Source organism: Gaiella occulta (assembly GCF_003351045.1).
In the GTDB taxonomy this organism is placed as follows: Bacteria; Actinomycetota; Thermoleophilia; order Gaiellales; family Gaiellaceae; genus Gaiella; species Gaiella occulta.
Genome location: NZ_QQZY01000004.1, coordinates 270,650 through 285,390, shown reverse-complemented (window position 1 = coordinate 285,390; position 14,741 = coordinate 270,650). Strand labels below are relative to the sequence as shown.

The following is a 14,741-nucleotide window of genomic DNA, read 5'->3' as shown; positions in this document are numbered from 1 at the left end:
GCCCGCTCCACCAGCTCCTGCGCGAGCGACTCGTCGACCGACCGCTCAGCGCTCCCCGCCACCGCCGACGACGCGACCGGTGTAGTCAGATCAGACATCACAGCTCCCTTCCGCCGGCGCTATGGCCGGCAAGCCAGGCAACTGGACTTACACCGTTCGTCGGACAGTCCCGAACGCGGCGCGGCGGCGCCCTCTATTCGAGTCGGCGCGGGCGTTGATCGGTGATGAGGAGCCGCGCGGCCCTGCGCTGATCGTGGCTCAGGCAGCTGTCGAGGTCGCGTTCGAGACGATGATTGATTTCGCGTTGCAGATGCGGCAGGTGTACGAACCGCTGCGCGAGTGGGCGGTCACGGTTCCAGTTCGCTCGTGGTCGCCCGACAACGACCGCGCTCGGTCGCTGTGGAACTCACTGACAGGTGACACGATCACGGATGCTCCGACCTGGCCCGACTACAAGAAGGGCATTAAGCGCCGACACGACTTCGCGCATTGGGCGTCGCCGGTCTCACGCGATGAGGCGGAGGCGTTCGTCGGCGCGGCCGAGCAGCTCGTCGAGCACATGGCGCAGGTGATGGCGGACACCTTCCCTGATCCGGTCGAGGGCTGAATCCTCCGCTTCTAGCCCTGCCCCGATAAGTGCCGTCTGCCCGGCGAGCGGAGGCCCGTCAAGGCGCGTAGCGCCGACCCCGCTTGCGGGGTTGACGGGGTGAGCACGGCGGGCAGCGTGAGGCGCGTTCGGGGCAGGGCGGGCGACCGCCTGGTCGCCCGTGGCCGGGCGCGTAGCGCCCGGCCCTTTTCTTGTATAAGCAACGTAACTCGTCGGGGTTGGATGGCCGTCCGTCGTAGTCGCTAAGGTGAGACTAGTGACGGATTTTCGGTCTGACCGGATGGAGTCGCCCGAGGGCCGTGGGATGGCTCGGCGAACCTGGGAGGCGTACACGGGGGCGATCGGCAAGGTGACGACGCCAGCGCTTCGGCCGCTGGTTCGGTTGTACGCGGCGGGGAGCATCGTCGACCTGATCGGGTTCTGGGCGGTTTGGCATCTAGAGGGCGGTTTCGAGGGGCTGCAGAAGATGGGGATGAGTCGGGCCAGCATCTACCGGCGGGTGAAGCTGTTTCGGGTCGCGTTCGGTGAGCACCCGGATACGTTCGTGATGCCGGGGATCACGCTCGACCTGGACGCGTACCGGGACGGCTGGGCCGAGTGGAGCAAGGCGAAGGCGAAAGAGAAGGCCGCAGCGAAGTCGCAATCCTGAGACTGTCCGTCCGACCTTTCCCGCATAGTCTCACGTATGGGACTGAGAGAGCCGAGGGAGCATCAGGCGTCGTGGTCGTTCACGCTCTATCCGGAGGCGGGTGAGGGCGGCGGCTGTTTCCAGCCCGCTCTGCGCACGAAAGCGATCGGCGGTGGGGCGCCTGATGAGCTACGGGCGCGGGAGGAGGCGGCTCGGCGGGCGCGGACGAAGGTGCGCCGCTACTGCGCGGCCAACCGTCTGAATCGGTTCGCGACGTTGACCTATGCGGGTGATGGCTGTTTCGAGCATGCGCAGCTGCGCTCGGATGCGGCGGGGTTCTTCCGTGGTCTGCGGGCCGGGCTGGGTGGCAAGCCGCTGCCGTATCTGTGGGTTCCGGAGTGGCATCCGGGCGGCCACGGGCTGCACCTTCACTTCGCCGTCGGCCGCTACGTGAAACACGGGCTGATCCGAGATGTGTGGGCGCGGGGCCGGGTCCACATCAAGCTGATTGGCGATCTCCCTGTCGGCTCGGGCGCGCTCGAGGAGGCACGACGGGCGGCGTCCTACCTCTCGAAGTACGTGAGCAAGAACGTCGGTGACACGCGCATCCCGCGCTTGCATCGATACGAAGTCGCGCAGGGATTCCAGCCCGAAAAGGTGGGGCTGCGGGGGGTCTCGGACGAGGACGTGATCGGGCAGGCGTCTGGGTTGATGGGCGGTGAGCCGTCGATCGTCTGGCGGTCATCGCAGCAGGAGGGGTGGCAAGCGGCACCTGCGTATTGGTGTGCCTGGTCTGGATGACGATCTCCGCGCTGCTGCACACCGCTGGGCCGAAGAGACCGCCCAGGCACAAGGGCTTGGACCAAAGGTCGGCGGGGAAGTCCTAGCCTCAGTCGCGCTGCTGCTCGGCGCGAAAGGCTCAGGCGCGCCAGACGGGATCGAGCCGGGCCGGGTCGAACTTGTTGAAGCCGCGTCTGCCGGGGCCGACGACGACGTGATCGAGGACGGCGGCGACGATCTGCTGCTGGCGAGTTAACGTCAGCCCGGCCCAGCGCTCCCGCAAGCCGACGGCGTTGCCGAGGTGCTCCGACAGAACCGAAGTGCGGTTGAGCGCGGCGAGTCGTTTCCGGGCCGTGTCCTGGCGCTGCTGGATCGTGGCTCGGGCTTTCAGCCACTCCGAGCGGCTGATTTCATTGCTGCCCCACATCGCGGCAAGCTCGTCCAGTTGCTCCTGGGCCTGCTCGATCTCGGCCTGCCAGCCGGCGCCCTCGGGATCGTCCTGCCGGCCGTTCAAGGCCGCGGCGAGCTCGGGCGAGTCGAGCCGGTGCAGTACCGCGTCAACGATGAACAGCTCCAACGCGTCGGCAACGATCGTGGTCTTGCCGCAGCCACCGCTGGGGCCACTCGCGCACACGTAGCGGCGGCTTCCGTCATCACGGGGTCGGGCAAGCAGCTTCATCTCGCAGTGGCCGCAGCGCAGCAGCCGGGCAAGAAGATAGCGGCGGGCGCTGCGGTTAGTGCGGCGGTCGGGATCGCCGAGCTTCGCCCGCAAACGGTGTGTCTCCACGGGGGTGATGATCGCGTCCCAATCCCCGGCGGCGACGATCTCGCCGTGATGCTCCCGCTGTCCACTGATCCGGGCCGACATCAGCATCCTGCGTAGCGTCTGCGGACTCCACCGCTTCCCTTGCACCGTCCCGACCTCGCGGTCGTTGAGATCGATGCAGATCGAGCGCAGCGAGTCTCCGGCGAGCGCACGGGCGGCGCACTCACGGATCACCGCTGCTTCGGCGGGGCGGGCCGTCCGGTGGTCGGACTCGTACCCGAAGGGTCGAGTCCCGCCACCGGACGGCCTTCCCGCCAACGCGATGTCCTGATGCTTCCGTCTGATCCGGCGGCTCATGTCGTCGCTTGACTTCTTCGCGACAGCACCCGTGATCCGCGCCATCAGCTGCCCCTCATGCGTCGACAGGTCAAGGTCGCCGCTCACCGTCGCCAACTTCGTCTCCGTCCGCTGGCAGAGGTCGATGAACTCCTCAAGCTCCTTCGGATGCCGGTGCAAACGATCCGCGTGGTAGACGACTACGGCATCGATCAGGCGAGCCTCGATCTCCTCCAACAGCCGCCGATACTCGGGCCGAACCTTGCCGCTCCACGCGCTCAGGTCGGAATCGACGTAGCGCTCCACGACCTCCCAGCCGCGCTTTCCAGCAAGCTCCTCGCAATCCGCCAGCTGCCGCCCGATCGCGAGATTGTCTCCCTCCCGGTCGGACGAGATACGCGCATAGATGCCAGCCCGAATCACTCAGGGGACATTAACAAACACTGGCATGCGCCAGCGTGCTCTCACCCGAGCGATGGACATCGCCCTGTCACGGCGTTGACGAGTGGCACCCTGGCCCCGAGAATCAGCGCGTGCGGGACGACGACGTCAGGAGCTCGTGCTTCGCGGCCCTCGACGTCCTGCAGGCGAAGTGGGGCCCCGACCTCCCCTACGCCGCGCTCGTCGAGGGCTTCAGCTTCCGTGGCCGGCGCGTGCCGTTCCTCAACCGCTCGTACGGGATCTACCGTTCGGCCGAGGCGCAACGCGGGCCGGCGGCGCTCTCGGTCAACAGCTCCTACAAACAGGACCGCTACCGGGACGAGCAGACGCCGGACGGCGTGCTCTACCGGTACCAGGGCGACGACCCGGACAACCACTTCAACAGGTGGCTGCGAAGCGCCCACCTGCTCGACGTGCCGGTCGTCTACTTCGTGGGCACGCGGCCCGGCTGGTACCGCCCGATCTACCCGACGTTCGTCGAGCGCGACTTCCCGCGGGAGCTGCGGGTGCTCCTCACGTTCGGGAAGATGCGCGGCCCCTACGACGAGCGCGAGCCCGTGCACATCCCGGACGAGATCGAGCGCCGGTACGTCGTTCGAGAGGTGAAGCAGCGCCTCCACCAGGCGCAGTTCCGCGGCGCCGTGCTACCCGCCTACCGCGACCGCTGCGCGATCTGCAGGCTGCAGGAGGTTCGCCTCCTCGACGCCGCGCACATCGTCGGGGACGCCGAGGGGGAGGGCGACGCCGTCGTGAGCAACGGGCTCAGCCTCTGCACGATCCACCATCGTGCCTACGACCAGGATCTCGTCGGCGTCGACCCGGACTTCCGCGTGCACGTCTCGCACCGTCTCCTCGACGAGGAGGACGGGCCGATGCTGGAGCTCCTGAAAGGGTTCCACCAGGCGCTGATCGAGGTGCCGCGGCGCCCCTCTCTCCGGCCCGACCGCGGTCGGCTGGAAGCCCGCTTCGCACGCTTTGCCGCCGCAGCCTGAGCGGAGGGGGCAAGAGCCCGCATCTCTCGTCCGGCGTGATCGCGGAAGTCCGGGTCGACGCCGACGGTGGTGGAGAGCTGCTCGTGTGCCCGATCTGCGTCAAGGCACGCGGGCTCGACGGCACCCCTCTCGTCGCCAACGCACGCATCGCGGGCGCGACGCCCCTGTGGGAGTGGATCGGAGAGGAGGCGGCCACCGTCTTCAGCTACTGACGCCGAAGCGCGCGTCGCCGCGCAGCACCCCGATCGCGTCCGAGGAAGCTCGGAGAGGCGGCGTGCGCCGCCGCCGCTCAGTCGTCCACGGCGGTGCGGCGTAGGCGCCGCAGGCGGCAGGACTCGCGGATGATGCAGGGTCGCTCGATCGCGGCCAGCAGCGCAACGGTGCCCGCCGGGACGGACCGCTTCCTCGTCTCGAAGTCCTCGACGAGCGAGCGGCCGCTTGGATAGTGATGGAGGACGTCATGGTCGTCCACCGCCTCCTCCCGAAGGAGGCCCTGGGCGACCATCGCGCCGACCTCCGCAGCCGCGGCGGCGGCATCGTCGAGCAGCGACCCTCCTTCCAGCCGACAGATCGCAGCGCCGTCCACCAGGATCACGGGCTCGGGAGGTATCACCTGCAGGTCGAGGATGACTCCGCCCGGGACGAGCGCCCGCCGAACGCGACGAAGGACGTGCACGACGTCCTCTCGCTCCACGCATCAGAGCGACCACGAGAAGACGACGATGTCGAAGCCGGCGCGCGGGATCTCGATCTCCCGCGCCGAGCCGACCGCGTAGGTGACCGCGCCGCCCAGGTCGCGTGGCAACCGCTGTCGGGCTGTGGCGATGTCACGCTCGTCGGGGTCGCACGCGAACACGGTTGCCGCGTCGCGCGCGATCCCCAGCGTCAGCCGGCCGTCGCCGCATCCCACCTCGAACACCCGTGCACCCGCGAAGTCGGCGAGCCGCCGCAGCGCCGCCAGATGCGCGCCCTCCGGGTCGATCGACTCGCTCACGCGGAGCGCTCCCGGCACGTCAGACGGTCTGCGACGGCAGCTCGCCGAAGCGCTCGCGGTAGGCTGCCGCGAAACGGCCGAGGTGCGACACGCCGACCTGGCACGCCGCGGAGGCGACGGTGGTCGCCGCGCCGGAGAGCAGCAGCGCGCGTGCGCGGTCGAGCCTGATCCCGCGCAGGATCTCCGACGGCGTCGCCCCGAAGCTCGCCCGCGTCACCTCCTGCAGCTGCCGCACGCTGAGCCCCACGCCCGCGGCGATGTCGCCCACCGTGATCTGCTCGGCGTGGTGCTTCTCCATCCACTCCCGGGCACGGGCGGCGTGGCCCGGCGCGGGGCCCACGGGCGCCGCCAGCGCGGCAGACTGGGAGTGCGGCATGCCGAGGAGGATCGCGTCGAGCAGGACGCTCTCGAGCGCCCGCGTCGCCGCACGCGGAGTCGTCGACAGCCCGGCGAGCACGGTGACGACGTGACGCCAGGTGACGTCGACGATCGCACGCGACGCGACAGGCGTCGTCCATTGCGGCCCGAACTCGACCGGAGGCAGCGGCCTGCCCGCGAGCCGCGCGAGGGCCCGGTCGAGCTCGACCCGATCGACGGCGATCACGACCGCGCCCGCCTCGGGATCCGGGCGCATCACCGTCGCGCGGTCCTGGCCGAGCACGAACCCCTCGCCGGAGAGCGTGCGGCGCTCCTGGCGCGTGCGCACCTCCATCGGCCCGAGCGGCACGGTGACCGCCACGCGCGCGCCGGTGGCCGGAGCCTCGACGAGGACGCGGCCGCCGTAGCGCACGTAGACGAGATTGGTGGACCCGATGACGGCGCCGTTGACGAGGCCGTCGAGCGGGCGGCCGCCGTGGAGCACGTCGTGGCCGACCGCGAGCTCCGCGACGGCGTCGCGGAGGACGTCGGGCTCGCGGCTGCGCACCCGGCGGTGCGTCGCGAGCGGCTCGACGTCCAGCCCGACGCTCATGGCGCGCGCCGGGGCGCGCTGCGGGCGAGCGGCTCAGCGGGGCGTGCGCACCCCCATCCGCTCGAGGCGCGGGAGAACCTCCTGGGCGAAGTACTCGAGCTCACCCACATAATCGACGAACGATAGCGTCATGCCCTTGAAGCCGGCGTCCCAGAAGCGCTTGATCTCGTTCGCGACATCGTCCGGCGAGCCGATCAGCGGGCAGACGCCGTGGCCGCCGGCGAAGCGCCCGCGGAACATCTGCAGCATCTCCGGCGTGAACGACTGCGCGTGGAGGCCCTGCAGCGTCATCAGGTTCTCGACCGCGTCCCAGTCGGCGTTCTCCTCCGCGTACCAGCGGTGGAAGTCCTCCGCCTCCTCCCTCGTCGGCCGGCAGACGCAGTAGGACGGCGTGAACACGCCGACCTCGCGACCGTACGTCTCGCGGGCGTTCGCCTCCACCTGGGCGACGACGGCGGCGCCGTCGTCGGGGCCGCCGACGACGGTGAAGACGACGTTCGAGTTGCGTGCGGCAAAGTCGCGTCCCTGCGTGGACGAGCCGGCGTTGAGAATCGGCAGCAGGCCGTCGTACGGCTTCGGAAGCGCCTCGACGCCGCTCAGCTTCCAGAAGCGCCCGTCGATGTCGTAGCGCCCCGGCTCGGTCCACAGGCGCCTGACGATCTCCCACCACTCCTGCGCGAGCGCGTAGCGGTCGTCGTGGTCCTGCGGCAGCTCGACCCCCATCGCGTCGTACTCGGGCTTGTTCCAGCCCGCCACGATGTTCAGCCCCGCGCGGCCGCGGCCGATCTGGTCGACCGTCGCCATCGCCTTCGCCGCCACGAGCGGGTGGTTGAACGCCGTGTGGATGGTGGCGAACACGAACAGCCGCTCCGTCTCGGCGAGCAGCCCGGCCGCGAGCGCGACCGGGTCGAGCACGCTCTCGTGGAAGTTCGTCTCGCCGCCGTAGCCGATCCAGCGCGCGATCGGCAGCATGAAGTCGATGCCGACCTCGTCGGCGAGACGGGCGAGACGCAGGTTGTCGTCCCACGTCGCCTGCCAGCGCTCCTCGATCTTCGTCACGGCCATGCCGGACGAGCAGTTGGCCGAGAACAGGCCGAGCTTCAGGTCGGCACCGTCGAGCAGTGGCTTCGTCAACGCATCCTCCTTGCGGGGTTGTTGGTCAGGCGGGGCCGAGGCCGCGATGGAGGCGGCCGGCATGCATCACGAGCGGAGCGCGGTCGGTCGTCTCGGCGGCGACGACGCGGCCGACGAGAATGACGTGGTCGCCACCGTCGAAGCGCGCGTGCAGCGCGCACTCGATTGTGGCCGCGGCGCCGTCGAGGAGCGGAGCGCCGATCACCCCGACCCGCGTCGCGAGCCCGTCGAACTTCTCCCCTCCCCTGCGCGCGAAGCGCCAGACGAGCTCCTCCTGGTCGGCCGCGAGCAGGTGCAGCGCGTACCCCGGCGCACCGAGCCAGACGTCGAGGCTGCCCGAACGGCGGTCGACGCTCCACAGGACGAGAGGCGGGTCCTGGGAGACCGGCGCCAGGCTCACCATCACGAGGCCGGCGCTGCGCCCGTCGGGGAGAGCCGCCGTCACGATCGCCACCCCTGTCGCCCAGGCGCCGACGGCGGCTTTCAGCGTGTCCGCGTCGACGGACGGAAGCGGGTCGTGATCGGCTGCGCGGGCGTCCACCGCCCAAAGTGTCCCACTCGCCCCGCGCAGGATCGATCCGCCGTGCGCGCTCTCGCTGTCCGGTTTGCGCGGTCGCAGGGCCTTCTCCGGCCCGGCGTCGGCCGCTGACCGTATCCTGGAAGGTTCGTGTCCACGCCCGAGCCGACCATTCCCGACGCGGCCCCCGCGCTAGCGGCGTTCGAGCTGCTCTGGCAGCAGGACGCGACCGCGTACGCCTTCGCGCGCGCCGCCGACGGCTCGCTGTCGGCCGGTCACCTCCACGTCGGCATGCCCGCGGTCGCCGACCTCGCACACCTCGGGCACAGCGTGACGGCACGCCGGGTCGCGCTGCACGAGCTGCTGCGCCTCGCCGACAGCCCACCCGACGGGCTCGAGCTCGGAGACACGGCCCGCGCGACGTTCGCGGTCGTCGAGATCGCGCGACGCTCCGTCGCCGAGGGCCTCGTCCACCCGCAGCTGCAGCACGCCGGCGGCGCGTGGCTCGCCTTCTGGGGGGCGACGCTCGACGCGAGCGTGCAGGCGGCGCTCGCGGCCGTCGCCTCCGCCCTCCCCGCCGTGTGCGCGGACCCGTTCGACGGCGACCCCGCCGCCGCCGTCCACGACCTCTACGCGTGCGCCGTCGACCAGATCGCGCGCGACCGGCTGCGCTCGGCAGGTGTCCGGCTCGGCAGACGCCACGGGCGCGGGCGCCCGAGTGCCGTCGAGCTCTTCCTCGACGGGCTCGCCGCCCCCGACCCCGAGCTCGCGCCCCACTCCGGCTACGCGGCGCTCGAGCGGCGGCTCAGCGCCTGGGTCGACCGCGGGCTCGCCGGCCGAACGCAGGCGCCGTGGACGCTCGCACTCCGCCTCGACGAGCGCGACGACCACGCGCTCGCCCTCGAGCTGTGGCTGCAGGCCGCCGACGACCCGACGCTCGGCCTGCCCGCGTCGATGCTGTGGGAGGACGGCGACGAGGTGTTCTCGTTCCTGCGCGCCGGCGACCCGCGGCGGCTGCTGCAGCGGCGGCTGGCGGAGATCGAGCCGATCCTCGCCGCGGGCGGCATCGGCTTCGACCTCGAACGCCCCGCCGACGCCGCTCTCGACGAGGACGCCGTCCGCTACTTCCTGCGCGAGGCGAAGCCGCAGCTCGACGAGCTCGGCGTGCCGGTGCTCCTCCCCACCGGCTGGGTGCGCTCGTCGAGCCCGCTGCGGGTCAACCTCAGCGCCGGCAGCGAGGGTCCGCGCCGCTCGAGCGGCCTGCTCTCGAGAGACGCGCTCGCCTCGTTCGCATGGCAGCTCGCGATCGGCGACACCCTGGTCAGCGAGGAGGAGCTGCGCGAGCTCGCCGCCGCCAAGGAGCCGCTGATCCGCGTCGGCGGTCGCTGGCACGCGCTGCGGCAGACGGACGTCGACCGCGCCCTGCGCTTTCTCGAGCGCCGCCGTAGCGCCGGCGGCATCGTCGACCTCGTGCGCGCCGTCTCGGGCGTCGAGACGGACGAGGCCGGGCTCGAGCTCGGAGAGGTCTTCCTCGATGCGACGCTCGCCGCGCTGCTGCAGGGAGGCGACGAGCGCCGCTTCGACCCGCTGCCGACGCCCGCCGGCATGACGCTGGCGCTGTTCCCCTTCCAGGAGCGCGGGCACGGCTGGTTGCGGCTTCTCGGCGACCTCGGCATCGGCGCCATCCTCGCCGACGACATGGGACTCGGGAAGACGGTGCAGGCGATCGCGATGCTGCTGTCGGAGCGCGAGGAGCACGGCGCCGGCGCCGTCGGCCCGACGCTCGTCGTCTGCCCGATGAGCGTCACGCGCCAGTGGGCGCGGGAGATCGCCCGCTTCGCGCCCTCCCTGCGCGTGCACGTCCACCACGGGACAGGGCGCCTCGCGGGCCCGGCTCTCGTCGCGGCCGCGCAGGCGAGCGACGTGGTCGTCACCTCGTACGACGTCGCCACGCGCGACGTCGACGACCTTGCACAGGTCGACTGGGACCGGCTGCTGCTGGACGAGGCGCAGGACGTCAAGAACCCGGCCACCAGGCGTGCGCGGGCGCTGCGCCGGCTGCCCGCCCGGCGCAAGCTCGCGATGACCGGCACGCCGATCGAGAACAACCTCGGCGAGCTGTGGGCGCTGATGGACATCGTCAACCCCGGCCTGCTCGGCTCCCGCGACCGCTTCGAGCGCACCTTCGCGCGGCCGATCGAGCTGGCGGGCGACGAGCGCGCGCTCGAGCGGCTGCGCGCCGTCGTGGGGCCGTTCATCCTGCGCCGGCCCAAGGACGCGCCCGAGGTCGAGCTGGAGCTGCCCCGCATCACGGTTGCGAAGCAGCGCTGCCGGCTGACCGTCGAGCAGGCGGGGCTGTACCGGGCCACCGTCGACCGCTGGATGCCGCGCATCGAGGAGCACGAGCGCTCGTTCGGGCGCCGCGGGGCGGTGCTGGCGATGCTGAGCCAGCTCAAGCAGGTGTGCAACCACCCCGAGCTGATCGTCGCCACGGGGCAGCCGCTCGACGGCCGCTCCGGCAAGCTCGAGCGCCTCGTCGAGCTGCTCCGCGCCGTGCCGCACGGCGACAAGGCGCTCGTGTTCACGCAGTACCCTGGCTTCGACCGCCTCGCGCCCCACCTGGCCGAGCGGCTCGGCCGCGGCGTCGGGTTCTTCCACGGCGGCCTCGGCGCCCGCCGGCGCGAGGAGCTCGTCGAGTCCTTCGGCCGCGACGACGGCCCGGCCGTGCTCGTCATCTCGATCAGGGCGGGCGGGCGCGGGCTCAACCTGCCGATGGCGAACCACGTGTTCCACTTCGACCGCTGGTGGAACCCCGCCGTCGAGCAGCAGGCGACCGACCGCGCCTACCGCTTCGGCCAGCGCAAGGACGTGTTCGTGCACAGCCTCATCTGCACCGCCACGCTGGAGGAGCGCATCGACGAGCTGCTCGAGTCGAAGCGCGAGCTCGCCGCCAAGGTCATCGCCGGACGGTCGGAGGACTGGCTCGGCGAGCTCGACCTCGACGCGATCCGCGCCGCCGTCGCGCTCGCGCCCGACGCGGTCGAGGAGGCCGCCGCATGACCGCGTTCGTCGTCGACGACGGGCGCCCCGTGTTCGTGGCGGGCGACGGCGACCGGATCGGCCGCGGCCCGTGGGCTCGCTGGCTGGCGACCGCCGTCGTGCCCGAGGAGGGCTCGGCGCGCGCCGAGCGCGGGCGCATCCTGGCCCGCACCGGCTTCGTCCACTCCGTCTCGCTCGACGGCCGCACGATCGCCGCGCAGGTGTGCGGGAGCGGCGCCTACGAGTACCACGTGACGCTCTCGGCCGCGCCGGTGGCGCCGCGCACGTGGGCGGCTCTCGAGCGCTCGCCGCGCGGCGGCTCCTACCTAAAAGCGGCGCTCGAGCGGCGCGAGCAGCCGGTGCACCTCGCGCACGAGCTGCTCGTGGACTGGGGCGCCCGGCTCGTGCCCAGCACCGGCTCGCTCACGCGGAGCTGCTCGTGTCCCGACCCCGAGCGGCCGTGCAAGCACCTGGCGGCGCTCGCGTACGTCGCCGCCGATCTCGTCGACCGCGATCCCTCGCTGCTCCTGCGCTGGCGCGGCTACCACGCCACACGGGAGCGGCGCCCCGCCGAGGCGGCGCTTGCGACGGCGGCGGCCGAGCCGTCGCGCGACCCGTGGCGCGCGGGGCCGCTGCCGGCGGCGCGGCCCGTGCGCCCGCTGCCGCCCGCCGCGGTCCTCAAGCGGCTCGGCCGCAGCGGCATCGCGGTGGGCGACGGCGATCTCGTCGACGCGCTCGCGCCCGCCTACGACGCACTCGGCGCGGACGGACGCTAGCCGCGAGCGGCGCCCTCCTACGCCCCGAGGATGTTGATCGCGCGCGCGGCGACGACGAGCACCGTCGCGAACGAGATCGCCGACTCGACGGCCATCAGCGCCTTCGCGGGCCGGGTCAGCGGCATCACGTCCGTCGGGCTGAACGCCACCGAGTTGGTGAAGGAGAAGTACGCGTAGTCGACGAGCTGCGGCTGCCATCCGGGTCGCGCCAGCTGGGCGTTCTCGTCCTGCGGGAACTGGAAGTCCGGCGCCGTCCGCTGCGCGGCGAGCGCCCGCCGCGCCGGCCCTCCGCAGTCGAGCTCCCAGAACGCGAGCGCGAACGCGACGACGTTGCTGAGCAGCAGCGCCGCCGCGCTCGCAAGCAGCTGCGCGCCCGACACCGACCTGCCGAAGTGGACGAGGGAGACGACGAGCAGGCCCAGCCCGACGAGGCTGCCGGCGACGACGACGGCGATGAGCGCGGCGGCGACGCGGCGGCGACGCTCGGCATCGCCGATGCGGCCGAGCCCGCCGAGGAGCGCCGCGCCGAGCAGCAGCTCCGGCAGCGCGAGCGCGAGCCACACCCACCACAGGCGCCGGTCGACCAGCTCCCAGCCACGCCATGCGCTCACCGCAGCCAGCGCGGCCAGGGTTCCCGCGGCGACGAGCGCGAGCGGCACGGCCTCGGCACGAGCTTCGAGCTGTACCTCACGCTGCCGGTCGGTCGTCACGAGAGCGAGGTTCGGCGCCTCCGGCCCGACACCTACTCGCCCCGCATCCGCTCGAGCGGCGAGCCCGTCGCAGTCGCATAGAATCGCGCCATGGAGCGGCGCGCACTGGGAGCAAGCGGCGTCTCCGTCTCGCAGGTGATCCTCGGCTGCGGCAACTTCGGCGGCATCGGCTCGTCCCCGGCCTTCTTCGGCCGGGGCACGTCCCGGGAGGAGGCGTTCCGGCTCATGGACGCCGCCTGGGAGCTCGGCATCACGACGTTCGACACGGCGGACGCCTACGGCGGCGGGCGCAGCGAGACGTTCATCGGAGAGTGGCTGGCCACGCGAGGCGTCGACGTCCGCGACCGCATCGTGATCGCCACGAAGACGTTCAACCCGATGGACACGGGCGCCGACCACGGTCTCGGCCACGCACGCATCCGCCGGCAGCTCGACGGGAGCCTGCGGCGGCTCGGCGTCGAGCGCGTCGCCCTCTACCTCGCCCACGACTTCGATGCCGCGGTGCCGCAGGAGGAGACGCTGCAGGCGTTCGACGAGCTCGTGCGCGCCGGCAAGGTCGGCGCCGTCGGGGCCTCCAACTTCACGGGCGAGCAGCTCGCGGAAGCTCTTTCGATCTCCGAGCTCGAGGGGCTCGCCCGCTACGAGTGGGTGCAGAACAGCTTCTCCCTGCTCGAGCAGGGAGACCGCGAGACCGTCTTCCCCGTGTGCCGCGAGCACGGTCTCGGCTACACGCCCTTCAGCCCGCTCGCGGGCGGGTGGCTGACCGGCAAGTACCGCCGCGGCGAGCAGCCTCCGGCCGGGTCGCGCATGACGCTGCGTCCGGAGCCGTACGACGGCTATCGCAGCGACCGCGTGTTCGACGCGCTCGAGGCGCTCGAGCGGGCTGCCGCGGAGCTCGGCGCCTCGACGGCCGCTCTCGCCCTCGCGTGGGTCCTCGCCGTTCCCGAGATCAGCGCCGTCGTCGTCGGGCCGAGCCGGGTCGAGCATCTGGCGCCCGCAGCCGAGGCGATCGCCCTCGACCTCTCCGCAGCCGACCGCGACCGCCTCACGGAGATCTTCGCCTGATGCTCGTGCTGTCCGAGCACGACGTGCGCGAGCTGCTCGACATGGAGTCGTGCATCGCCGCCATGGAGGACGTGCTCGCACGGCTCGCGCACGACGAGATCCACAACCCGCTGCGGTTCCTCATGCGCCCGCCGGCGAGCGCGCTGATGGGCTTCATGCCCGCCTACCGCGGCGGCGGCTCGCCGCTCTTCTCCCTCAAGGAGATCGTGGTCGCACCCGGGAACTCCGAGCTCGGCCTCGATCCGCACCAGGGCGCCGTGCTGCTGCACGACGGGAAGACGGGCCGGCTGCACGCGGTCCTGAACGCGTCGGCGGTCACCGAGATCCGCACGGCGGCCGTGTCGGCGCTGGCGACGAAGCTGCTGGCCCGGCCCGGGGCGCGCACCGTCGCGGTGCTCGGGTCCGGCGTGCAGGGACGGTCGCACGTCGATGCCATGCAGACCATCCTCGACGACCCGGTCATCCGCATCTGGAGCCGCAACCCCGCGCACGCGGAGGCGCTCGCGCTCGAGACGCACGCGCTCGCGGCCGCGTCGATCGAGGAGGCGCTCGACGGAGCAGACGTCGTCTGCACGACGACCGCGTCGCGCGAGCCGATCCTGCGGCGGGCCTGGCTCGCGCCGGGGACGCACGTGAACGCCGTCGGCGCGTCCGTCCCGACCGCACGCGAGCTCGACTCCGACACCGTTGCCTCCGCCTCGCTGTTCGTCGACCGGCGCGAGTCGACGCTGAACGAGTCGGGCGACTACCTGTTCGCCGTCGAGGAGGCGGGCATCGGCCCCGAGCACATCCGCGCCGAGCTCGGCGAGCTGCTCACGGGCGCGCATCCCGGCCGGGTCGCCGACGACGAGCTGACGCTGTTCAAGTCGCTCGGGATCGCCGCCGAGGATCTCGCCGCCGCCGAGCTGTGCGTCGAGCGGGCGCGCGAGCGCGGCATCGGCAGCGAGGTCGAGTTCTGATCCCGCTCGCGCGGATCGAGGAGGCGC

General features: G+C 72.0%; 16 protein-coding genes. 9 read left to right on the top strand and 7 right to left on the bottom strand.

The window, feature by feature from the left end; genetic code table 11:
• Positions 1 to 121: 121 nt before the first annotated feature.
• The 3 genes from Gocc_RS10365 to Gocc_RS10355 all read left to right on the top strand — a co-directional run bounded on the left by Gocc_RS10365 (position 122) and on the right by Gocc_RS10355 (position 2,036).
• Positions 122 to 607: a hypothetical protein gene (locus Gocc_RS10365; RefSeq protein ID WP_147281258.1), complete on the top strand. Its 486-nt coding sequence runs from the start codon at positions 122 to 124 to the stop codon at positions 605 to 607.
• Positions 608 to 863: 256 nt separating this feature from the next.
• The gene (locus Gocc_RS10360) at positions 864 to 1,256 is read left to right on the top strand and encodes a hypothetical protein (RefSeq protein WP_147281257.1); all 393 of its coding nucleotides are present in this window, start codon (positions 864 to 866) and stop codon (positions 1,254 to 1,256) included.
• 36 nt (positions 1,257 to 1,292) lie between these two features.
• Entirely contained in the window at positions 1,293 to 2,036 is a 744-nt protein-coding gene (locus tag Gocc_RS10355) for a rolling circle replication-associated protein (protein ID WP_114796474.1), read from the top strand.
• 118 nt (positions 2,037 to 2,154) lie between these two features.
• Here Gocc_RS10355 and Gocc_RS10350 read toward each other — a convergent pair whose 3' ends face one another.
• Positions 2,155 to 3,540, bottom strand: coding sequence for a recombinase family protein (locus Gocc_RS10350; protein WP_114796473.1), 1,386 nt, complete (start codon positions 3,538 to 3,540; stop codon positions 2,155 to 2,157).
• A gap of 110 nt (positions 3,541 to 3,650) precedes the next feature.
• Between Gocc_RS10350 and Gocc_RS10345 the strand changes: the two genes are divergently transcribed.
• Together Gocc_RS10345 and Gocc_RS10340 are read left to right on the top strand one after the other, a co-directional pair.
• Complete coding sequence (locus tag Gocc_RS10345) at positions 3,651 to 4,550, top strand: HNH endonuclease (RefSeq protein ID WP_114796472.1); 900 nt, start codon at positions 3,651 to 3,653, stop codon at positions 4,548 to 4,550.
• Positions 4,551 to 4,585: 35 nt separating this feature from the next.
• Positions 4,586 to 4,762 (top strand): hypothetical protein, encoded by a 177-nt coding sequence (locus tag Gocc_RS10340; protein WP_181813561.1) that lies wholly within the window; start codon positions 4,586 to 4,588, stop codon positions 4,760 to 4,762.
• A gap of 77 nt (positions 4,763 to 4,839) precedes the next feature.
• On the opposite strand, the gene Gocc_RS10335 is transcribed toward Gocc_RS10340, so the two are convergent.
• Genes Gocc_RS10335 through Gocc_RS10315 form a run of 5 tightly spaced genes read right to left on the bottom strand, consistent with a single transcriptional unit; the run spans position 4,840 to position 8,189 of the window.
• On the bottom strand, positions 4,840 to 5,244 hold the full coding sequence (locus Gocc_RS10335) for a hypothetical protein (RefSeq protein ID WP_114796471.1): 405 nt from the start codon (positions 5,242 to 5,244) through the stop codon (positions 4,840 to 4,842).
• A 3-nt stretch (positions 5,245 to 5,247) separates the two neighbouring features.
• The gene (locus Gocc_RS10330) at positions 5,248 to 5,544 is read right to left on the bottom strand and encodes a class I SAM-dependent methyltransferase (protein ID WP_220150569.1); all 297 of its coding nucleotides are present in this window, start codon (positions 5,542 to 5,544) and stop codon (positions 5,248 to 5,250) included.
• A 19-nt stretch (positions 5,545 to 5,563) separates the two neighbouring features.
• Positions 5,564 to 6,514, bottom strand: coding sequence for an AraC family transcriptional regulator (locus tag Gocc_RS10325; protein WP_114796470.1), 951 nt, complete (start codon positions 6,512 to 6,514; stop codon positions 5,564 to 5,566).
• A 33-nt stretch (positions 6,515 to 6,547) separates the two neighbouring features.
• Entirely contained in the window at positions 6,548 to 7,648 is a 1,101-nt protein-coding gene (locus tag Gocc_RS10320) for an LLM class flavin-dependent oxidoreductase (protein WP_220150568.1), read from the bottom strand.
• Between the two features lie 25 nt (positions 7,649 to 7,673).
• A complete protein-coding gene (locus Gocc_RS10315) occupies positions 7,674 to 8,189 on the bottom strand; it encodes a flavin reductase family protein (protein ID WP_114796468.1) in 516 nt (171 codons plus the stop codon).
• A 126-nt stretch (positions 8,190 to 8,315) separates the two neighbouring features.
• Between Gocc_RS10315 and Gocc_RS10310 the strand changes: the two genes are divergently transcribed.
• Positions 8,316 to 11,225: a DEAD/DEAH box helicase gene (locus Gocc_RS10310; protein WP_114796467.1), complete on the top strand. Its 2,910-nt coding sequence runs from the start codon at positions 8,316 to 8,318 to the stop codon at positions 11,223 to 11,225.
• On the top strand, positions 11,222 to 11,980 hold the full coding sequence (locus tag Gocc_RS10305) for an SWIM zinc finger family protein (RefSeq protein WP_114796466.1): 759 nt from the start codon (positions 11,222 to 11,224) through the stop codon (positions 11,978 to 11,980). Before Gocc_RS10310 ends, Gocc_RS10305 begins: the two co-directional genes overlap by 4 nt.
• 17 nt (positions 11,981 to 11,997) lie before the next feature.
• On the opposite strand, the gene Gocc_RS10300 is transcribed toward Gocc_RS10305, so the two are convergent.
• Positions 11,998 to 12,690: a DUF1345 domain-containing protein gene (locus tag Gocc_RS10300; protein WP_181813560.1), complete on the bottom strand. Its 693-nt coding sequence runs from the start codon at positions 12,688 to 12,690 to the stop codon at positions 11,998 to 12,000.
• A 90-nt stretch (positions 12,691 to 12,780) separates the two neighbouring features.
• Between Gocc_RS10300 and Gocc_RS10295 the strand changes: the two genes are divergently transcribed.
• Together Gocc_RS10295 and Gocc_RS10290 are read left to right on the top strand one after the other, a co-directional pair.
• The gene (locus Gocc_RS10295; RefSeq protein ID WP_114796465.1) at positions 12,781 to 13,755 is read left to right on the top strand and encodes an aldo/keto reductase; all 975 of its coding nucleotides are present in this window, start codon (positions 12,781 to 12,783) and stop codon (positions 13,753 to 13,755) included.
• Positions 13,755 to 14,714 carry an ornithine cyclodeaminase family protein gene (locus Gocc_RS10290; RefSeq protein ID WP_114796464.1) on the top strand — a complete coding sequence of 320 codons (960 nt, stop codon included), beginning with the start codon at positions 13,755 to 13,757 and terminating at the stop codon, positions 14,712 to 14,714. Before Gocc_RS10295 ends, Gocc_RS10290 begins: the two co-directional genes overlap by 1 nt.
• The last annotated feature ends 27 nt before the right edge of the window (positions 14,715 to 14,741 follow it).

Coding starts and splice junctions, on each gene's coding strand:
- Gocc_RS10365 (WP_147281258.1), top strand. CDS start 122: ATGGCCGGCAAGCCAGGCAACTGGACTTACACCGTTCGTCGGACAGTC.
- Gocc_RS10355 (WP_114796474.1), top strand. CDS start 1,293: ATGGGACTGAGAGAGCCGAGGGAGCATCAGGCGTCGTGGTCGTTCACG.
- Gocc_RS10325 (WP_114796470.1), bottom strand. CDS start 6,514: ATGAGCGTCGGGCTGGACGTCGAGCCGCTCGCGACGCACCGCCGGGTG.
- Gocc_RS10305 (WP_114796466.1), top strand. CDS start 11,222: ATGACCGCGTTCGTCGTCGACGACGGGCGCCCCGTGTTCGTGGCGGGC.
- Gocc_RS10295 (WP_114796465.1), top strand. CDS start 12,781: ATGGAGCGGCGCGCACTGGGAGCAAGCGGCGTCTCCGTCTCGCAGGTG.
- Gocc_RS10290 (WP_114796464.1), top strand. CDS start 13,755: ATGCTCGTGCTGTCCGAGCACGACGTGCGCGAGCTGCTCGACATGGAG.